The sequence below is a fragment of the Epilithonimonas sp. 33E genome (genome assembly GCF_059372615.1).
Window position 1 is genome coordinate 3,361,469 of sequence record NZ_CM182009.1, and the last position, 18,306, is coordinate 3,379,774.

The 18,306-nt window shown below is 30.4% G+C and carries 18 protein-coding genes; all 18 read right to left on the reverse strand.

Going from position 1 to position 18,306, the window contains the following annotated elements; genetic code table 11:
- Positions 1–5 precede the first annotated feature (5 nt).
- Positions 6–1,154, reverse strand: a complete 1,149-nt coding sequence (locus AC5P2S_RS15345; RefSeq protein ID WP_494555496.1) for a glycosyltransferase family 4 protein — start codon at positions 1,152–1,154, stop codon at positions 6–8.
- Between the two features lie 71 nt (positions 1,155–1,225).
- Positions 1,226–2,260: a glycosyltransferase family 2 protein gene (locus AC5P2S_RS15350; RefSeq protein WP_494555497.1), complete on the reverse strand. Its 1,035-nt coding sequence runs from the start codon at positions 2,258–2,260 to the stop codon at positions 1,226–1,228.
- Positions 2,244–3,194 carry a glycosyltransferase family 2 protein gene (locus AC5P2S_RS15355; RefSeq protein WP_494555498.1) on the reverse strand — a complete coding sequence of 317 codons (951 nt, stop codon included), beginning with the start codon at positions 3,192–3,194 and terminating at the stop codon, positions 2,244–2,246. Before AC5P2S_RS15355 ends, AC5P2S_RS15350 begins: the two co-directional genes overlap by 17 nt.
- Entirely contained in the window at positions 3,194–4,078 is an 885-nt protein-coding gene (locus tag AC5P2S_RS15360) for a glycosyltransferase family A protein (RefSeq protein WP_494555499.1), read from the reverse strand. The genes AC5P2S_RS15355 and AC5P2S_RS15360 overlap by 1 nt, the downstream gene beginning before the upstream one ends.
- Before the next feature lies 1 nt (position 4,079).
- Entirely contained in the window at positions 4,080–5,174 is a 1,095-nt protein-coding gene (locus AC5P2S_RS15365) for an EpsG family protein (protein ID WP_494555500.1), read from the reverse strand.
- Entirely contained in the window at positions 5,167–6,282 is a 1,116-nt protein-coding gene (locus AC5P2S_RS15370; protein ID WP_494555501.1) for a glycosyltransferase family 4 protein, read from the reverse strand. Before AC5P2S_RS15370 ends, AC5P2S_RS15365 begins: the two co-directional genes overlap by 8 nt.
- On the reverse strand, positions 6,279–7,361 hold the full coding sequence (locus AC5P2S_RS15375) for a glycosyltransferase family 4 protein (protein ID WP_494555502.1): 1,083 nt from the start codon (positions 7,359–7,361) through the stop codon (positions 6,279–6,281). The genes AC5P2S_RS15370 and AC5P2S_RS15375 overlap by 4 nt, the downstream gene beginning before the upstream one ends.
- A gap of 2 nt (positions 7,362–7,363) precedes the next feature.
- Positions 7,364–8,392: an acyltransferase family protein gene (locus tag AC5P2S_RS15380; RefSeq protein WP_494555503.1), complete on the reverse strand. Its 1,029-nt coding sequence runs from the start codon at positions 8,390–8,392 to the stop codon at positions 7,364–7,366.
- A gap of 3 nt (positions 8,393–8,395) precedes the next feature.
- On the reverse strand, positions 8,396–9,370 hold the full coding sequence (locus tag AC5P2S_RS15385; RefSeq protein ID WP_494555504.1) for a glycosyltransferase family 2 protein: 975 nt from the start codon (positions 9,368–9,370) through the stop codon (positions 8,396–8,398).
- On the reverse strand, positions 9,357–10,508 hold the full coding sequence (locus AC5P2S_RS15390; RefSeq protein WP_494555505.1) for a glycosyltransferase family 4 protein: 1,152 nt from the start codon (positions 10,506–10,508) through the stop codon (positions 9,357–9,359). Before AC5P2S_RS15390 ends, AC5P2S_RS15385 begins: the two co-directional genes overlap by 14 nt.
- Entirely contained in the window at positions 10,505–11,122 is a 618-nt protein-coding gene (locus AC5P2S_RS15395) for a CatB-related O-acetyltransferase (protein WP_494555506.1), read from the reverse strand. Before AC5P2S_RS15395 ends, AC5P2S_RS15390 begins: the two co-directional genes overlap by 4 nt.
- The gene (locus tag AC5P2S_RS15400) at positions 11,119–11,985 is read right to left on the reverse strand and encodes a glycosyltransferase (protein ID WP_494555507.1); all 867 of its coding nucleotides are present in this window, start codon (positions 11,983–11,985) and stop codon (positions 11,119–11,121) included. The genes AC5P2S_RS15395 and AC5P2S_RS15400 overlap by 4 nt, the downstream gene beginning before the upstream one ends.
- Entirely contained in the window at positions 11,972–12,832 is an 861-nt protein-coding gene (locus AC5P2S_RS15405) for a xenobiotic acyltransferase family protein (RefSeq protein ID WP_494555508.1), read from the reverse strand. The genes AC5P2S_RS15400 and AC5P2S_RS15405 overlap by 14 nt, the downstream gene beginning before the upstream one ends.
- A complete protein-coding gene (locus AC5P2S_RS15410) occupies positions 12,829–14,175 on the reverse strand; it encodes a hypothetical protein (RefSeq protein ID WP_494555509.1) in 1,347 nt (448 codons plus the stop codon). The genes AC5P2S_RS15405 and AC5P2S_RS15410 overlap by 4 nt, the downstream gene beginning before the upstream one ends.
- A 14-nt stretch (positions 14,176–14,189) precedes the next feature.
- Positions 14,190–14,690 carry a 3-deoxy-D-glycero-D-galacto-nonulopyranosonate 9-phosphatase gene (locus tag AC5P2S_RS15415; protein ID WP_494555510.1) on the reverse strand — a complete coding sequence of 167 codons (501 nt, stop codon included), beginning with the start codon at positions 14,688–14,690 and terminating at the stop codon, positions 14,190–14,192.
- A 13-nt stretch (positions 14,691–14,703) separates the two neighbouring features.
- Positions 14,704–15,753 carry an N-acetylneuraminate synthase family protein gene (locus AC5P2S_RS15420; RefSeq protein ID WP_494555511.1) on the reverse strand — a complete coding sequence of 350 codons (1,050 nt, stop codon included), beginning with the start codon at positions 15,751–15,753 and terminating at the stop codon, positions 14,704–14,706.
- Positions 15,754–16,494: a cytidylyltransferase domain-containing protein gene (locus AC5P2S_RS15425; protein ID WP_494555512.1), complete on the reverse strand. Its 741-nt coding sequence runs from the start codon at positions 16,492–16,494 to the stop codon at positions 15,754–15,756.
- A gap of 3 nt (positions 16,495–16,497) precedes the next feature.
- Positions 16,498–18,300, reverse strand: coding sequence for an ABC transporter ATP-binding protein (locus AC5P2S_RS15430; protein WP_494555513.1), 1,803 nt, complete (start codon positions 18,298–18,300; stop codon positions 16,498–16,500).
- Positions 18,301–18,306 lie beyond the last annotated feature (6 nt).

Genomic DNA, 18,306 nt, shown 5'->3' on the forward strand with positions numbered 1-18,306 from the left:
AATTATTATTTATTATTTATTTTTTCTTCATACTTTTTTTTTAATTCTTCCCATAAACGTTTATTTTCAAATTTCTGAATACTATATACCGTATTTTTTTTAACTTTCTCGAACAATTTTTTTTCAGTAAATATGCCTAACATGGCATTATATAACTGCCTTTCGTTTTGTGCATCGATAATTAATCCGTTTATATTTTTGTCAACAATCTCATTACTACCACTTATGTCAGTTACAATAGCAGGAAGTTCCATTGCCAAAGCCTGTAAAACAACATTTGGAAAGCCTTCTCTATAACTTGGAAACACCAATACATTAGAAATTGCCAGATATGGACGGATGTCTTTTTGAAAACCTACAGAGATAATATTTCGATTTTGTTCAATCTCCTGTTTTATTTCCGGTAAAAGTGGATCAAGATGCTCTTCAAAAGAACCAACCAAAAGCAATTTAACGGCGTTATTAGACTTTTCCAGTTTTTTAAAAACGTTTATCAATTCATTTATACCTTTATCTGTTACCAATCTTCCTATGAAAACAAAGACAAAGTCTTCTTCTCTTATACCTAATTGATTACTAAGTATTTTTTTATCATCAAAGGATATATTTTTGTTATTAAAATACTCGAGGTCGATTCCATTTACATTTCCATTAGCAATAATGTTTAATGGTTTTTTGGTTATTTTAAATTTTTCAAGATCTTTTTTCACACCATTTCCTTCTGGATAAATATCCGTTGCACACCAGCATAAGATTTTGTCCATCAAGATCAGGATTTTTTGCATTATTCCTTTTTTGTAAGGAAAAACTAATCCTGTAAATGTGTGTAAACGATGTGGCACTCCTGCAAATCTAGAAGCGATCATAGAAAGCAAACCAGCCTTTGGAGTAATAGAATGAACAATATCCGGCTTTTCTTTTCTGAAATATGAATATAGTTTTATCAATGAAATTAAATCCTGAAACGGAGAAATCTGACGCTGCATTTCTATAGCGTATGTTTTAACACCTTCTCTTTCTCTCACTTCATCCAGATCCGGTCCATCTCCGGAAATCGCAGTAACATCAAAGTATTGGTCAAGAAATCTAAGCTGTCCTTTTAAAAGCACATTAAGAGAAGAGGGCACTGTTGAAACACGAAAAAGTTTTGCCATATTGATTTTTTTCTGTGATATAGAAGTTGAATATTGGATTAAATTGAAACGGCTCGATAAAAATCAATCTCTTATAAATTTTTCACTTTTTGAATAACCTGAATCATTTTTGTAAGAAAAACAACTCCCCATGAGAATTTGCGTTTAGCAGAACCAAAAAACAATTTCCAATGCAAAGGAAGCTGTTTTATATTTAATTGTTGTAATGCACTGTTATAAGCAGGCTGTAAAAGTATAGTCCGGATTACCTTGTTTTTTCTGAATAATGAGCTAGGACTATTCATCTCGGTAAGCGTTAATCCCAGTACAGAAATAGCGATCCTGTTTTGAAGTGCGTTCTGAAAAGAAATATCTTTAGTTTTAATTTTGCCAGAAATAATCTGAAATTTCGTTAACCATTTTTTATAAAGATCTTTTTTTGCAACACTTGTAAAAGATTGTTCATTATCTTTCCGATAATGATAAAAAGGCTGATTAATAATTAAAACCTTCTTGCACTTTTCCAGAACATCGAAGTTAAATAATCCATCTTCCCAAGTCCCGATCTCATTAACATCAACGAAATCGATATTCTTTAATTTTTCAGACTTGTAAAGTTTGCCCCAAACTGTAACCAAAGAGTCGATTCCGCCAATATGATAAGAATCTTCTGCTAAGGGTCCCACAATAATCCTCTGAATTTTTTCCGCCGAAAAATTACCTTCAAGATCAAATTTCTTTGCTATTGTTAAATTTTTGAATTCTCTGAAATAGGAAAAACAAACTATATCGAAATCCGCTTTTTTAGTTAATAAGAATTCTATACAATTTGTTTCCAGCCAATCATCTCCGTCTACAAATAAGGTATAATCACCTGTAGCATAAGTAATTCCTAAAGATCTTGTTTTTGAAAGTCCTTGATTTTTCTGATCATATATCTTAAATCTCGAATCCTTACTTTCAAAATTTAGTAATATTTCTAAAGTATTGTCTTTTGAACCATCATTAATACATATTATTTCCAGATTAGAATAAGTTTGGTCAGCAACACTTTCTAAGCATTTTCGCAGGTATTTGCTAACATTATAACAAGGAATGATAATTGATATTTTAAGATCTTCTAACATGAGAAAACAGTTTATTAGAATTTTTGATTCCTAAAATTTTTATCATAAAAGAAAACGCTTTGTCTCTTAATGTCAAAGCATAGTTTAATATATCTTTATGATTATTCATTATAGACAGCTGATTTTCATTAAAAGATTTTGCAAAGATGACCGTTAAAAGGAAATGAAAATTAAGATTATAAAAGAGATATTTCAAATCCGGGTTTTTCGCTATTTTCGGCATCCATTTCTGGATCGTATACAAAATACCTGATAGGCTTTTGTCATCAAAGCTGAAAGTTGCCGAGTTTTTTCTGTTTTTTCTGTAAACATAAAAAGGTGCATTCAAAAAAGAAATTGTCTTACTAAAATGTAATACAGAATATACCCAATCTATATCTTCAGCTTTTATTCCTTCTTCAAAAACAATGTTATGATCTAATAAAAACTGTCTGTTAGAGCAAACAATCCAGGCTGCGCCAGGCAGTTTTTTTTCTTCAACCAGATTTTTTATAACCAAAGCTTTATCCGCTTTTTCCAGAAAATCGATGTCATAAGAATTTCTACTGACTGATAATTCTCCGGTTTTTTCATCAAAATCTTTACATCCGAAAATAATAATATCGGGTTTGTTCTCGATTTTACTATTGATTAATTCGAGCGCATTGGCATTATCCCAATAATCATCTCCATCCATAAAAATGATATAATCTCCAGAGCAATTTTGCAATCCGAAATTTCTCGCAGAAGATGCTCCGCCATTTGTTTTATGGAAGTACTTTACATTTTTTCCATATGACAGATAATTTTTACAGATATCCTCGCTGTTATCTGTAGAACCGTCATTTACAATAATGATCTCGTAATCATCGAAAATTTGATTTATCAATGAGTCTAGACATTGCGAAATGTAATTTTCTAAATTATAAAGAGAAATTATAATACTTACTTTCATTAATTTCTAGTTTTAATTTTTAAATAAATACTAAGTGCGATCCCAAAAGGAATGGCTAAAATTGTATAAATCTTTTTTGGAGAATCTGAGAACCAGTCTCTTTTTTTCGCAATAATACAACTGGAAATATAATGCACTGCATTTTTGAATATAAAAGCCGGCGTTACCCTTGAGAGACTCATATTTAGTTTTCGTAACTCGGCAAAACTTCTGGGACTATTGATAAACTGTTGAAGAATATTATTTGCCATTCCTGTTTCCTGGTAATCTACAAAACACAGATTTTTGTTAAGAACCAGCAATGGGAATTTTTTATCAACTTTAAGGAAAAGATATATCGGATTAAAGTTTTTTTCTCCTTTAAAAACCTTCATAGGAGCCACTTCTTTCAAGAGTGATGTTCTATGAACCATTTTTGTATCCGCATCAAATTTATATTTCGTAGCCAGTTCTGTAATGTAAATCTTTTCAACTTCAGGAAGCATTTTATTTTTAAGAGGTTTATTCTCAAGATCATAATCTAATCCAATAATCCCCGCAACGTTTTCTGACTGATTCTTTTTCCAGAAATCGGTTATATTTTTGATTCCATCCGCAGGCATAAAATCATCTGAATCAATACAAATAAAAAGCTCTGTATCGGCTTTTTCTATTCCTAAGTTATACGCTGTGTGAATACCGCCATTCTCCTTATAAAAATAATTTATCGAGATTTTATTTTCTTTTTTCCAATTTTCTACAATTGTTTTGGTATCATCAGATGAACCGTCATCTATAATCAACCATTTGAAATTTTTATTTTCCTGTTCCAGTAAACTTTTATATAATCTTTTTAAAAGACTTGAACGGTTATAAGTAGGTGTAAAAACAGTTATTATTGCCATATCAGTTTTTCAAAAACATTAAAAAAGTAAATAAATAATACACGAAAGCAATCCATCCAAAAGTACGATACTGGTCTTTCCATATCTTGTATGTAAACATTGGATAAGCAATTACAGGTGCCATTAAAAACCAGGATAAATATGCAAATCTATTACTGTAATTGGCTGTAATTACCAATATCCAAAATGCATTAGATATAGTATAGGTTCCAAACAGATGCATGTAGAATGAGTCTGTAATTTTTCGTATAAAAATATAATAATATCCTGCCGCAATTCCAAATGTACTGTAAAACAGAAAGTCCCAACGAAAACCCGAAGAAGAAAAATTACCTTCCACCTGATCTCCCTGCATATATCCTGTAGTACGACTTTCAAATCCTAAATGATTGAAAAACAAGTTCTGCCAAATACTTCCGCCAGCTAGTGATAGAGGAATTGCTGCCAACCAGATGTATAAATAAATCTTGGGATTTTTATAAAATCCTGAGATTACAAAAGCTGTTATCGGTATCAGTATTGAGCTGTGCATAAAAAAGGATATCCCGAAAATAAAATACATCCAGTATCTGTTCCTGTTATAATAACATAAACCCAAAAGATAGGTCGATGTTGCCAGACCATTTCTAATACCATTGGTTCCGTATGACCAAAAGGAAAATGATCCTATTAGCATAAAGAATGCAAAAAACCAATAATTTTTAAAATATACCTTGGAAAAACAATAGCAAGGTAAAATATAAAGTATATCGACCAGTAAAAAAAAGTATTTTACTGGTAAAAACTTAGAACAGGCCAACATAAAATAATTAAACAAATAATCATCTTCGATCTTGATTTCAGCACCTTTTTGCATTAGCATATAGCCGTGCGCATAAGTTCCCATATCGCCAAAATATTTACCACTAATAGGCCTAAGCCCTATATAAAAACAAAACACAATCATAAAGATTGTACCAAATAAGCTAAAGAATTGTAAGCTGGATTTATCTCTAACATCGAATGCCGCCGCATGAATAACAATCAGCAATGATATGATAAACAAGGCAACATAATAGATAGGAGTATATAGATCTAGAGAAATAAAATCAAACATAGTCCAAATGTATTAAACTTATCCATTTTTTCATAACCTTGTCTATACTAAATCTCTCAATATTTAGTTTTGCACGCTTGCCCATTTTCATTCTTAATTCAGAATCGTTAATCAAAATTATTATATTTTCGGCAAGATCATCAATTTTTCTGTTTTTCACCAGAAGTCCATCACTGTTATTTGTAATAATATTACGAGGTCCATTAGGACAGTCATAAGATACAACAGGTACACCTACAGATAATGCTTCCAGCAATACCATCGGAAAACATTCTGTTTCAGAACTCATTGCATAAATGCTGTAATCAAGCAGCTTTTCCTGTAAATCGGAAACCGTTTTTTGAAAATGCACAACATCCTGCAATCTCAAATCATCAATAAGATTCTGTAATTCTTCCTGAGTATTCTGATAATTATCACCATAGATATCCAGATTCCAATCGGGATGTTTTATCTTAATAATTTCCCATGCCATAATTAGCTCATCAAACGCTTTTACTGGTGCAATACGACCAGCAGCAATAACTTTTTTATTAAGTAAAGAAGATTCGTAATCTGGGATTTCTATTGGATTAGGAATAACTACGGCATTTCCTGATTTGACATATTTTTTTTCATCATCATTCAGTACAACAATATTTGTGTATTTCCCATCTATATAATCGTTGAAATAAAATTTTAGTTTCTGAATGGATCCTGCCGATTTTCTTTGTTCGGACTCAAAATATCTTGAACCGTGTCTTTCTTTTATTTTCTTAGAAGTCCTATGAATAAAGGGCAGCCAAAAATGATCAAAATTGTAGTTCGGAGAAATAATAACATCCGGATTATATTCTGCTAATAATTTTCTTTGACGGAAAAAATGTTTTATTGCTTTTAAAATATTCTTCGAAGAAAAATAAGACCTGTTTCTTTCGTAATCAATTCCAAGATCAATCAGTTTTACTCTCGGATCCAGTTTATAACAAGACTGGTTATTTTTTTGTTCTGTAGTAAGAATAAAAACTTCTATGTCAGGTAATGCTGCAAAATAATTGGCTTTTATGGCCATTACTTTTTCTATACCTCCGTGTAAGTATATCTGATCTGTATTAAAAAAAATTTTCACGATAACAAAGTTTTAAAAAGATCATCCCATTTCTCGGCAATTATTTCCACCGAATAACGTTTTGCGTTTTCTTTAGCTCTTTTACCAAAATCAATTCTTTTATCAACATCTTCTATCAGTATAGACAATTTTTCTGCAAGTTGCTGAACATTCTCTTTTTCCACAAGAAATCCATCAATCTCATTCTGAATAATATCTGATGGTCCGTAATCGCAATCAAAAGAGACACAAGGTATACCACAAGCCATTGCTTCAATCAATACCATTCCAAAACCTTCAAAACGGGAAGACATCACATATACCGAACTTTCCAAATATTTTCGTTCTATATCTTTTTCCGGTGGATACCAAAACATATTTTTAGGAAGCCTGGAACTATCTAAAACAGAATTGTTTTCTTTTCCGTACATTTTCAAGCTCCAGTCAGGATATTTATCTGCTAATTTTTCCCAAGCCAATAATAATAAATCCTGTCCTTTTTGGTAAGAAATTTTTCCTACACATATCACTGTTTTATTTTCCAAAGTTGATGTATGAGCAGGAAAAAATGGTAACGGATTAGGAATGACTTCAATATTTTTAAGCGATTTCCAGTCTTTTTTATTAGTTTCTGTAAGAACTATAAATTTTGAAAATGAAGCGCCTAATTTTTCCATCATCCCCCATTTACACAATCTAAAAGATTTTTTTATAAATGTGCCGTTATCAGCAGCTTCAATTAATTTCGAGACGTGACGTTCATATATTATTTTGGCTTTAGTCCTAATAATCTTTGGAATTAAAAAACCTTTAAGACCATCATCACATACGGATATAATATCAGGAGAAATTTGATTTACAACATTTTGTATTCCAGATTTATATGCTTTTAAATAATGGATCGGATTACCCCCAACTTCTACAGAATAAAAATTGATCTTTGAACTAAATTGATAAAAAGGATTATGATAGGCTCCATTAAGAACCAGAATAGATACTTCATAACCATATTTCTCCGCAAAATAAGATGCCTTTACAGACAGTACTCTCTCCAGACCACCAGCGCCATCTATTCCGTTTGTGATGTATAATATTTTCAATTTTATATTTTTTGAATTCTACTATTAATATAATTGATAACAAAAGAACATATTATACATATTGCTATCAGAACAAAAAATATGACTACAGGATATAAAAATCCATAAATAAAAGCTGAAAAAAATGTCATATAAAAAAACATATGTATCAGCCACATATTCGTTGAATGAGGAACCAAAAAGTCAAAAATCTTTTCCAGGAATGAACTAAGTTTTAGCTGACAAAATAAAAAAATGAAAGTCAGTGCCAAAAACGGAGCAATAATAAAATTCGGGATCAATCCGTGGATTACTATTAACATCAATATAAAAATAACTGCTGTAATCTGTTTATACCTAAAATTACTAAATAAGTTACCGATCTTTTGATTCCATTTTCCGAAAAGAGCAAAGGCACCTAACATAAACTGAAATAAGGTACAAAAAAACATTATTGATGTTTTATAAAGCCAATCCAAAAAAGCATTATTATGCTGGAATATATCCATCTTGTTAATCCTGAGATAAAAAGTAATAATGTAGATTATTAATAACAGAGAGAGATAGATAATTATATTAATACGGGATAATAAAGAAAACCAAAACCGGGAAGTTAAAACAAATAGAACATAAACCGTCAAAAACCACCACGCGCCACTGTAAGTATTATGTAAACCGCTCATATTAAAAAGTAATTTTATATATGAACCGGGATAACCTGGTTTACCCAGAAAAAAACCTAAAGCAACAGGGAAAATGGCGATTATAATCCAATAATTAATATAGAGTTTTTTTAACCTTGTTACATTGTCCTTAAAATAATTTTCTTTGCTTTTTTGATATTTAAAATACAATCCGTAACCGCTTACAAAAGCAAAAACAGGAACACAAGAATCACAAAACAATGATATATAATATGATAAAGGTTGATTGCCAATAAACACCAAAGGCACAAAAAGACCTTTGTAATCTCTATTGAACAAATGCAAACACAACATCATCATAATTGCTATGACTTTGAGATAGTTGGATTGTTTAATTGAAATTTCCACTGTTTATTTTTTAACGAAATTTAGCACAAAATTAGTAACCTCCGGGATATAATTAATTCCAAATTTTATCCATCTATTTCTTCCGTGCATTTTTGTTTTTATAGGAAATAATTCTGCTTCTTTTAATAGATTAATATTTCTTTTGAAATCTGTTTTTTTGTATCGATAATATATCAAATGATTAAATACTACCTGACCTAAAGATTCTATTTTTTTCTGAATTGTTTTATACAAATCAGGATTTTCATTTTTTATACTTTCTCCAAATTGCAGCAAAGAATCTTTAACTGCTATGATTGATTTAAAGTACTGATATCTTTTTTCTGAATTTTGAGAATTTGTAAAAGAATCTTGATACTGAACATAATTATATCCAACAATATCCAGATATTTTACTGTTTTGACGTGCGCTAATATTTTTGGTAAAATCTCGGAGTCCTGCATATTAATGCGTTCTTTGAAAAAGATATTATTATCCAGAAATAATTCTTTCCTAAAGATATATTGCCACGTATAATTTTTTTCGTAATTAATTGCATAATATTCGGTTCCTGTTAATATCTTAGTAATATAATTATCCGGATAAGCTTTGTATAATACATTAGCATTGTTATCAGAAACGTTATAATTAATGCAGTACAAATCCAAATCGGTTTTTATATTTTCTAAAATGATTTCTAAGCTGCTGGATTCGATATAATCATCACCGTCAATCATCCAGATGTATTTTCCTTTAGCCGAATTAATCCCTAGATTTCTAGATGCTCCTAAACCCTGGTTTTTTTGCTGAATAATATTTACACTTTCTATAGAATCTTTTATCCTCATTACTTTTTGTAATGTCTGATCATTAGAACCATCATCTATCACCAAAATCTCGATCTTATTATAAAAACCAGGATGATAGCAAGAAAGAAGACATTTTTCTATAAAATCTTCAACATTATAAGCGGCAATAATTATACTAAGCGTTGGCATTCTTTTTTATTTTATTAAAAAAATCAACCCAAAGAGGTACTACTTTTTCCGGAAGATAATTTTTCGCAGTTCTTTGTGCTTCTGTTCCTAATCTAATTACTTTTTCTCTATTTTCTATTAATAGAGATATTTTCTGGATCATTGTTTCTTCATCATCCATTACTACCAGATAACCATTTTCATTATTCCGAATAATATCCGCAGGTCCATCCGGACAATCATATGAAACACAAGGCAAACCAGTAGACATTGCTTCCAAAATTACCATAGGCAAACCTTCTGCTTTGGACGTAAAAAGAAAAAATGATGACTGCCTGAATTCTTTATCCACTTCCGCAGTTACACCTTTAAGATTAACAATGTTTGTTAAACCACTTTCATCAATCTGTTGTTGTAATTTGTTTCTAAAAGCTCCGTCACCAAAGATATCCAGTTTCCAATCCGGATATTTATTATGAATTTTTTTCCAGATGCTGATCTGCTTTTCAAATCCTTTTCGGTCATCGTGCATACTGCCCACAGATATTATACGCTTGTGATTTTCCGAAAAATCTCTCAAAGTAATATTTTCAATATCCAGAACATTAGGAATCACCACATTATCATTAGGATAACGACTAAATTTTTTATCAGCTTCTGTTAATAAAACAACGTGATCATATTTCTCGATATATTTAAAAAGACGCTTTTTTTGTAAATAGTGTCTAATTTTATGAACCGATTGAGGCATCTGTTTAATTAATTCAAATACAGCTTTTTTTGAAAAATGAAACTCTCTGACTGTAGGAATTCCCAATTTAAGAACAGGAATAATAAAATCATCTACAGAGTGCTGTAAAACAATTATGATATCCGGGTTTATCTCCTTTATTTTCTTCTCATATGGGTCTAACAGACGTTTTATCATTTTATTATAAGACCAATAAGGAATAACAGGTGTACCAAGATAATTATTGATGTTCATATTATGAACCACAATTTTATCCGAATAATGATAGGCAGATTCTCCAGTGGATTCATTCACCAAAAGATGAACTTCATAACCCAATTTATCAACAAAATAATTGGCTTTGTTCGCAAATACTTTTTCCGTTCCTCCTTTTTGCTGTATAGAACCTATGCAATATAATAATTTCATTGATCGTATTTTGTAATAAACTCTTCTATAGTAAGTTTGTAAAAATCTGATTTTCTTCTTTCTAATACATCAGAAGGCCAGTTCCACCATGCAATATTGTTAAGAGCCGTTTTCTGATTATCAGTGCATTTGTGTTTAATTATATCTGCAGGAATACCGGCTACTGTTACATAATCCGGGATATTTTTTGTAACAACGGAACCAGCAGCAATTGTAACGCCGTTTCCAATTGTAATACCGGGCAAAATAATGGTATTGATTCCTATCCAGACATCATTACCGATTACAATACCTTCTTTTTGCTTTTTATTTTCTGTAACTTTTAAAAGATCCGCATCATCTGTAAAATTATTGACAAATGGATAATTTGTAATCTCTGACATATTGTGATAACCTTCATCTACAATAAAAGTAACGCCATTAGCAATAGAACAATATTTACCAATACCTAGAAAAGCATCTGTCCAACGCCATACTTTTGCGCCATTGTCATATGTACCTTCTCCTTTGTTGGTAAATTTATCATATTTCAGGAGCGTAAAATCTGTTTTATGAAGTAAATATTCATAATCAAAACCTAAAATACGCCATAATATTAATCGTAATTTTTTCAACTAAAAATATTTTTAAATTTCCAAATAAGTGGTATTCCAATTTCTTTTTTCAAAAATTTGAAATAGTTTTTATTCCCCTTGGAATAATATAGCATTCTTAATAAAAACTTCAGGTTTATTTTTTCATTTACATAATATAGCAAAGGGATTCTCATAACCTGAGCCTGACTTTTTGTAAGTTTATTTTTTTTCACAAAAATCTGATACGAATCCAAAGCTTTCTGTTTGTTTTTGAATGATATACGATCCTGCCGATCGCTAATATCAAAAAAATATGTAGGAACAGGTAGTTTTTTTGCTCTTCCTTTTGCCAGCAATCTGTACCAGCATTCGTAATCCTGCCAAACCTGCAAATCTGAATCAAAACCTCCAATACTTTTTAATGACGAAGTTTTGGTAAAAACCTGATTGTTAAGATAATTAAAATATAACAGATCTGTTTGCTCTATATAATTATATTCTCCAATCTTTTTCTCCTGAACAACACCATTAATAACCGCAATATTATTAGTACATAGCGCAATGTTTGTGTTGTCTTTTTGCCATTCTTCCAAAAAATACGACAATCTTTCCGGAGCAAAAAAATCATCATCATCCAAGCCTGTAATAAATTCACCAGATGCTGCAAAAATAGCATCATTACGAGATATACAAGCTCCTTTAGAAACTTCGTGATGTATTGCTTTTATACGTGAGGATTCTGTCGAAAGTTTATCAAGAAATTCTTTAGTCCCATCTTCTGATGCATCATTTACAACAATTAGCTCCCAATTGGTATAAGTTTGCTGCATCACAGATTTAATAGCTTTTTTAAGAAGTTCTAATCTGTTTTTTGTAGGAATATAAATACTAATAAGAATCATAATTCTTAATTATGCTAATTAATTCTTCGTCTGCGTATTGATTTTGAAATAATTTTTTTTCGGAAATAATTTTTTCAATACTCCAATCCCACCATTTTATTTTTAACAGTTCACTTATTATATTTTCGGAAAACCTATATCCTATAATTTTTGCCGGAGATCCTGCAACAATTGCATAATCCGGCACATCTTTATTAACTAAACTATTTGCTGCAATGACGGCTCCATTTCCTATTGAGATTCCCCCAAGTATTACACAGTGTGTACCGATCCAAACATCATTTTTGATAATTATTTCTCCTTTACTAATTATCTCATTGTCCCAAGATTCTTTAAAAAGGTTTCTACCAATATAATAACCTGAGATTTTTTTAAAATTATGATTAAAAGATTGTAACGTGACATTTCTTGCAATAGAGCAAAACTTACCAATCCTGATAGGAAAATCTTGATTTGAAATTACATTGATATTTGGACCCCAAAGAGATGAATAATCATCAACAATGACTTCTCCTTCTGTATTGGCTCCTTTTATTTTACACTTATCTCCGATTTGAAAATTTCCAGAAATATTAGATGATTGTATAAAACTGCTAAATCCCAGTTTTGTATTTCCAAAAATTTTAGAATCGTTTACCGTAGAATTATTGCCAATTTTTATTTCGTTACCTATAATACTATGTAAAATCTTACTCCCATCTTCTCCATTTACATTAGCATAAACTTTACTTCCCTTGATTTCAATCCGTTTATTACTTACTGTATTAGGCAAAATAAGATTTTGAGTCTCTATAAATTTAAAAAATTGCGACTTAATTTTATAGCTTATTTTTTTTATCAAAATCATTTGATATAATTTGAAATTTTATTATAATCGTCTATGAAAGCATATTTCCCACTATTAATCTTTTCTTTATAAGAATAGTAACCTTCTTCACCAAAGATGATGATTTTTTTGTCAAATTTTTCGGCCTCTAAAGCTGTTCCGGAGAAAGACGTTATCACGGTTGTAACTTCTTGAAATAACTCATAAAGTTCTGTTTGATTTGCGCGGTCTACAATAATATTATCGGGCTTATTGTTTTTTAAAGCCTCTAGCTGTTCCTTGTCTTGAGGATATCTGGGATGAAGTCTAAAATACCAATTATAATCATGGTCGGACAAAATAAATTTTTCTAAGAACTCTGGTATCCATTGTCCTTGCAAACAAATTAATATATTTTTGGTATCTTTTAAAGAACTCGAAGATACTGTGTCCATTGAATTTTTAAGATACTTATTACCTACAACTTCAACCTTTGGTTTATAAATTTTTCCGGAAAAATTTTTTATAATCAGATTCTTGTCTTCTTCTTCCCAAACATAAAAAGTATCCGGAAAATGTAAAAAAAGTTCATCAACATTTTCCCACGGAGAATATGCAAAATGTGTATCTGTTATACTGCTGTGTTGATATTCTATAGTTTTAATATTCAAATCATTTGCAGAATGAAGCATTAAGTTTGTAAATGAATCATAATAACAATAACAAAATAATTCCTCCGGATTCAACACTGATAAAAATTTTGATGTTGCTTTTCGATTTAAATCTAAGCCATTGAGATTATTATAGAGTCCTTTCTGAAAAGATCTGCTGTGTATATTAAACCCTGTATCCAAGAATTGACTTACCTGCTGAGTTAATTCTAAATTCTGACTTCTGTATATATTAGTATCCTCACTATAAAATCCCAATAAAGAATCAAAATATTTTTGTAAAAGTCTGTTATTTTTTCCCTTATCCAGATAAAAAATTTCCATTTCATCCGCTTTATAAAAAGGGTGTAGATAGATATTATAAGTTTTATTCTTTATGTTATGAGCATAATATCCAATCAGCAATCTTTTGCCTTTCAGATTATTACACAATTTCATTTCTAAAAACTTAATGATCGGGAAATAATATATTTTCCTTAATAATCTTTTAAATGTTAAACCGGTTTTTTTTTCTAAAGATATTTTTCTTTCTTCTTTTAGAAATTCGTCATCTAATATTATTTTCCCTCCATAAATAAGATGAAGAAAAAAACCTACCTGAATCTTTATGGCAAACCATTTCGATGGCTTATTAAAAAAAATCTGTTTATAAAGTTCATCTACGATAGCCAAATAATCAGCTCTGGAAGTGAAAAATTTCCTTTTGTTTTCCATAAGAAACCATTTTATTAATTAATCTGTGTCTCTAATATGGTATTAATTCTTTCTATCCCGATAATATATTCTACAAACTCGCGAAAAGCACCTTCTCCTCCCGCTTTAGACGTAACAAAATCAACTTTATTTTTAATATAATCTGGTGAATTAATTGGAGCGCAAGAAAAACCTACAGCCTGTAAAAGCTCTAGATCACCAATATCATCACCAATATAAGCCACTTCAGAAAGATCAATATTCAGTTTTTTACAAATATCTTGAGCTATGGTTAATTTATCATTGATGCCTTGATAAAGAAAATCGATTTTTAACTTATTGGCTCTTCTTTCTACAATTTTAGTATCCTCACCTGTTATAATCCCAACCGGAATCTCCAGTTTTTTACAAAATAGGACACCTGCACTATCACTGGTATTAAATTTCTTCCACTCATTACCAGTTTGATCATAGTACATCCCTCCATCTGTCCAGACACCATCGATATCCGTCAAAACAAGTTTAGGTAATTTCATTTAAAAAGCTTTATTAGTTATTTTTTAATGATTCTTGGTAAATTATTTCATTTGCGGAAATATCAGATAAAAGCATTTTTCCTACAATCTGATTACGATCAGACCACTTAAAACCATCTCCTGGAGAAAGAAGATGAAGATCTTCTTCTTTTATAATATCTCCTGCTTTTAGGTTTTTGTTAGTTGCGACAGATCTTTCAAGTTTTATTTTTGCAGCCATTACAGCCGGTTCGATATAAAGATCTTCTGTCCCGAAAGACATTTCCAAAACTCTTATATCTCTAACCATTCTATTAACACCATCTGGTCCCAGAGATCCAGCTTGATCTGTACCTTTCATTCTTCGGTCAAGAGTAATATGTTTTTCTATAATTTCTGCTCCCATTGCAACGGCATTTACAGGAGTAGATATACCGATTGTATGGTCAGAAAACCCGATTTTATATTCAGGATAATTTTTCAGTAGATATTTTATAGTATTTAGATTTACATTTTGCGGTTTTGTAGGATATTCTGAAACACAATGCAAAATAGAAATTTCATTATGATACTTTGTAATTGTTTCCAAAGCCTCATCCAATTCTTTTTTACCTGCCATTCCGGTAGATACAATAATTGGAATTTTTGTTTCTGCCATTGCAGCTAACAAAGGTAGATTGGTAAGGTCTCTGCTTGCAACTTTCAATCTGTCTGGCGTAAACAATTTTAGAAGAGACAAACACCCTACTGCGCACAATGTTTCTACAAAATCAAATCCATATAATTTTGCGTGTTTATAGCACTCGAAATGTTCTTCGTCATTTAGTTCAAGAAATTCTCTGTGTTCTCCATAAGTTCTTCCAAAAGAATTAGGATTATCATAGATCTTGTTCATTTGAGAATCCGACAATTCTGCTTTCAAATCTCTTTTCGTAAGCTTAACGGCATCCATCTTCGGAAGATCAAGACCAAATAATTCTTCTTTTACTGGTCTTGCTACCATTTCTATAAGGAGCTTTGCCAGATCTAATGATCCGTTGTGATTCTGCCCTATTTCCCCAATAATGTACGTTTTACTATGCATTTATTTTGTATTGTTAATTATGATTTTCTCCATACTTTCTTTTAATCTTTTATCAGAAAGTATATAGTTTCCAATCTCAAAAAATTTTACTTCTGAGATGTTGTCAAATTTTTTTTCAATCAATTGAGTGTTTTCATAATCTTCGGGCGTGTCTATAGTAAGCCTTACTTTACTATATTTTGAGAATTCATTTGTGATATCAGTAAAGTGAATCTTAAAATTTTCAGGATTATTATAAACTCCGGAAGTTACATGTTCGTTATAACTTGGATCATCAAAATTATCTCTCAAAAACTTAAGCGCATCTAAGCTTACTAATTCTGCAAAGATACCAATATGTGATAAAACTGTAGGTTTATTATTTAATGTAAAAGACCAATAATCATTGTTGGGATTTTCTTCAAATATTTTGATCTGATTTTTTAAAATATCAATATCCAAAAAAGGGTTGTCAGAGGTAATTCTGATGATATTATCAACCCCAAAATGTTCTGCAGATTTTATATATCTTTCCAAAACATTTTTTTCGCTGCCTCTATAATATTTATAATTTTTCTCTTCTAAGTAATCAACAAGCTGATCATCAGACACTGATGTAGTTGTTGCAATAATTACAGGAATATCCAAAACTGACAATTTATCTACCAAGTACGAAAGTATGGTCTTAGACTGAAAAGGTTTAAGAATTTTTGCTGGTAGTCTGGTGGAACCGAGCCTGGCTTGAATAATAATTCCCAACATAATTTAAAGTCCTTGTAAATCAGCCATTCTTCTGAAATAATCAGATTTCGATTTGAGCTCATCAAAAGTACCGCTACTTTCAATAACTCCTTTATTCATTAAAAATATTTTATCTGCTTCTTTTATAGTAGAAAGTCTATGTGCTATCGATATTATGGTTATTTTACCTTTAAGAGAATCCATGCTTTGCTTTATTTCCATCTCGGTTTCGGAATCAAGTGCAGAAGTAGCCTCGTCCATAATAAGTATTTCTGCGTCACGAAATAATTCTCTTGCAATTGATATACGTTGTTTCTGTCCCCCAGAAATATTCATTCCATTATAACCTAATAGTTCATTATAACCTTTCGGAAGTCCGTTTATGAAATCATATATACTACACAATTTTGTTACTTGTTCAAATTTCTCGATATTATTTTGAGAACGTTCTGCCCAAAACGTAATATTATCAAATATATCCGCATTAAAGATAGTTGGCTCTTGGGAAATATATCCAATTTTATTTTTAAAATTAATTCTATCAATAGTCTCAAAATTAATACCGTTTACGAGATAAGACCCTGTATCATATTTTAATAATCCACTTAAAATATTAACTAAAGTTGACTTACCCGAACCACTCTCTCCAATGAGAGCGATAGATTGGTTTTTTAAGATCCGAATGTTAATATTATCCAGAATTGTAGTATTTCCTAGAGAAACAGACAAATTCTCCATCTCTAGGCTCTCAATAAAATTAAATTTCACATCTCCATTTTTAGATTCTGTATTCTTTTTTAAATATATCTGATAGTTTTTTATATTCTCAACAGATCCTATTGAAGCAAGATAATTGTTCCAGGAAGATTGTAAATTCATCAGATAAGCCATCGCTCTATAAAATAACATCAAAATAACCATAATAGAGCTTAATGCAGCTCCTAATACAGATACCTGAAAGCCAATTATAATACAAATTATTGTAAGCATAATAGGCTCTCTCATTGCAGATAATCTTCCTTGTAGTCTTCCAACCATAATATTCTTATCAATCATTTGGGAAAGAATGTTCAGCATCCTATCTGTGAAGAATTTATTTCTCCCTGTAGCTTTTAAATATTTAAAATTATTAACATTCTCAATTACTATACCTCCATATTGATGATTATTCTTAATTAAGTCTCTGGATATTTTCTTAGTTTTAACATAGAAACGATTGTAAACCAAATTTGTTAAAAACCCACCTATAACAATAAGTATAGAAAATTTCCAATCAATAAAAAATGCCATACAGCAATACACAAAAACGACCATTCCGGATTTAATAGTTTCGATATATTGTGCACAAGCCTGCGACATTTGGTTGGATTCACCAATTAAAGAACTCTGTAAACGACCAATATCTGTAGAAATAAATTCTTTATAAGATAAATCTCTGAGTCCATAAATGAGATCTATTCTTATTTTCTTGACGAAATTTTGAAGTGTTATTGTCTGATAAAGCTGAGTAAAATAAAAAAAAACGGCTTTACTTATAAAGATGGTTATTATTAATAATAACATATTAATAACATTAACTTCCAAATGAACAAAATTGAAAATTTTTGTTACAAGCCCAATAAGCTTATTATCGCCTTTTATGCTGTTGGTTCCATCCGCAACTTGTAATAAGGGAACAAACATTGTAAGCCCAACTCCATCTAGCAATGCCATTATAAAGTTGCAAAACAGCATTAGCCATAATTTTGCTCCTATATATTGATAAAAATAATAAAGTGTCTCAAATCTTTTAGCAATTACTGATTTAATTACTCTAAAGTTACTCATACTGAA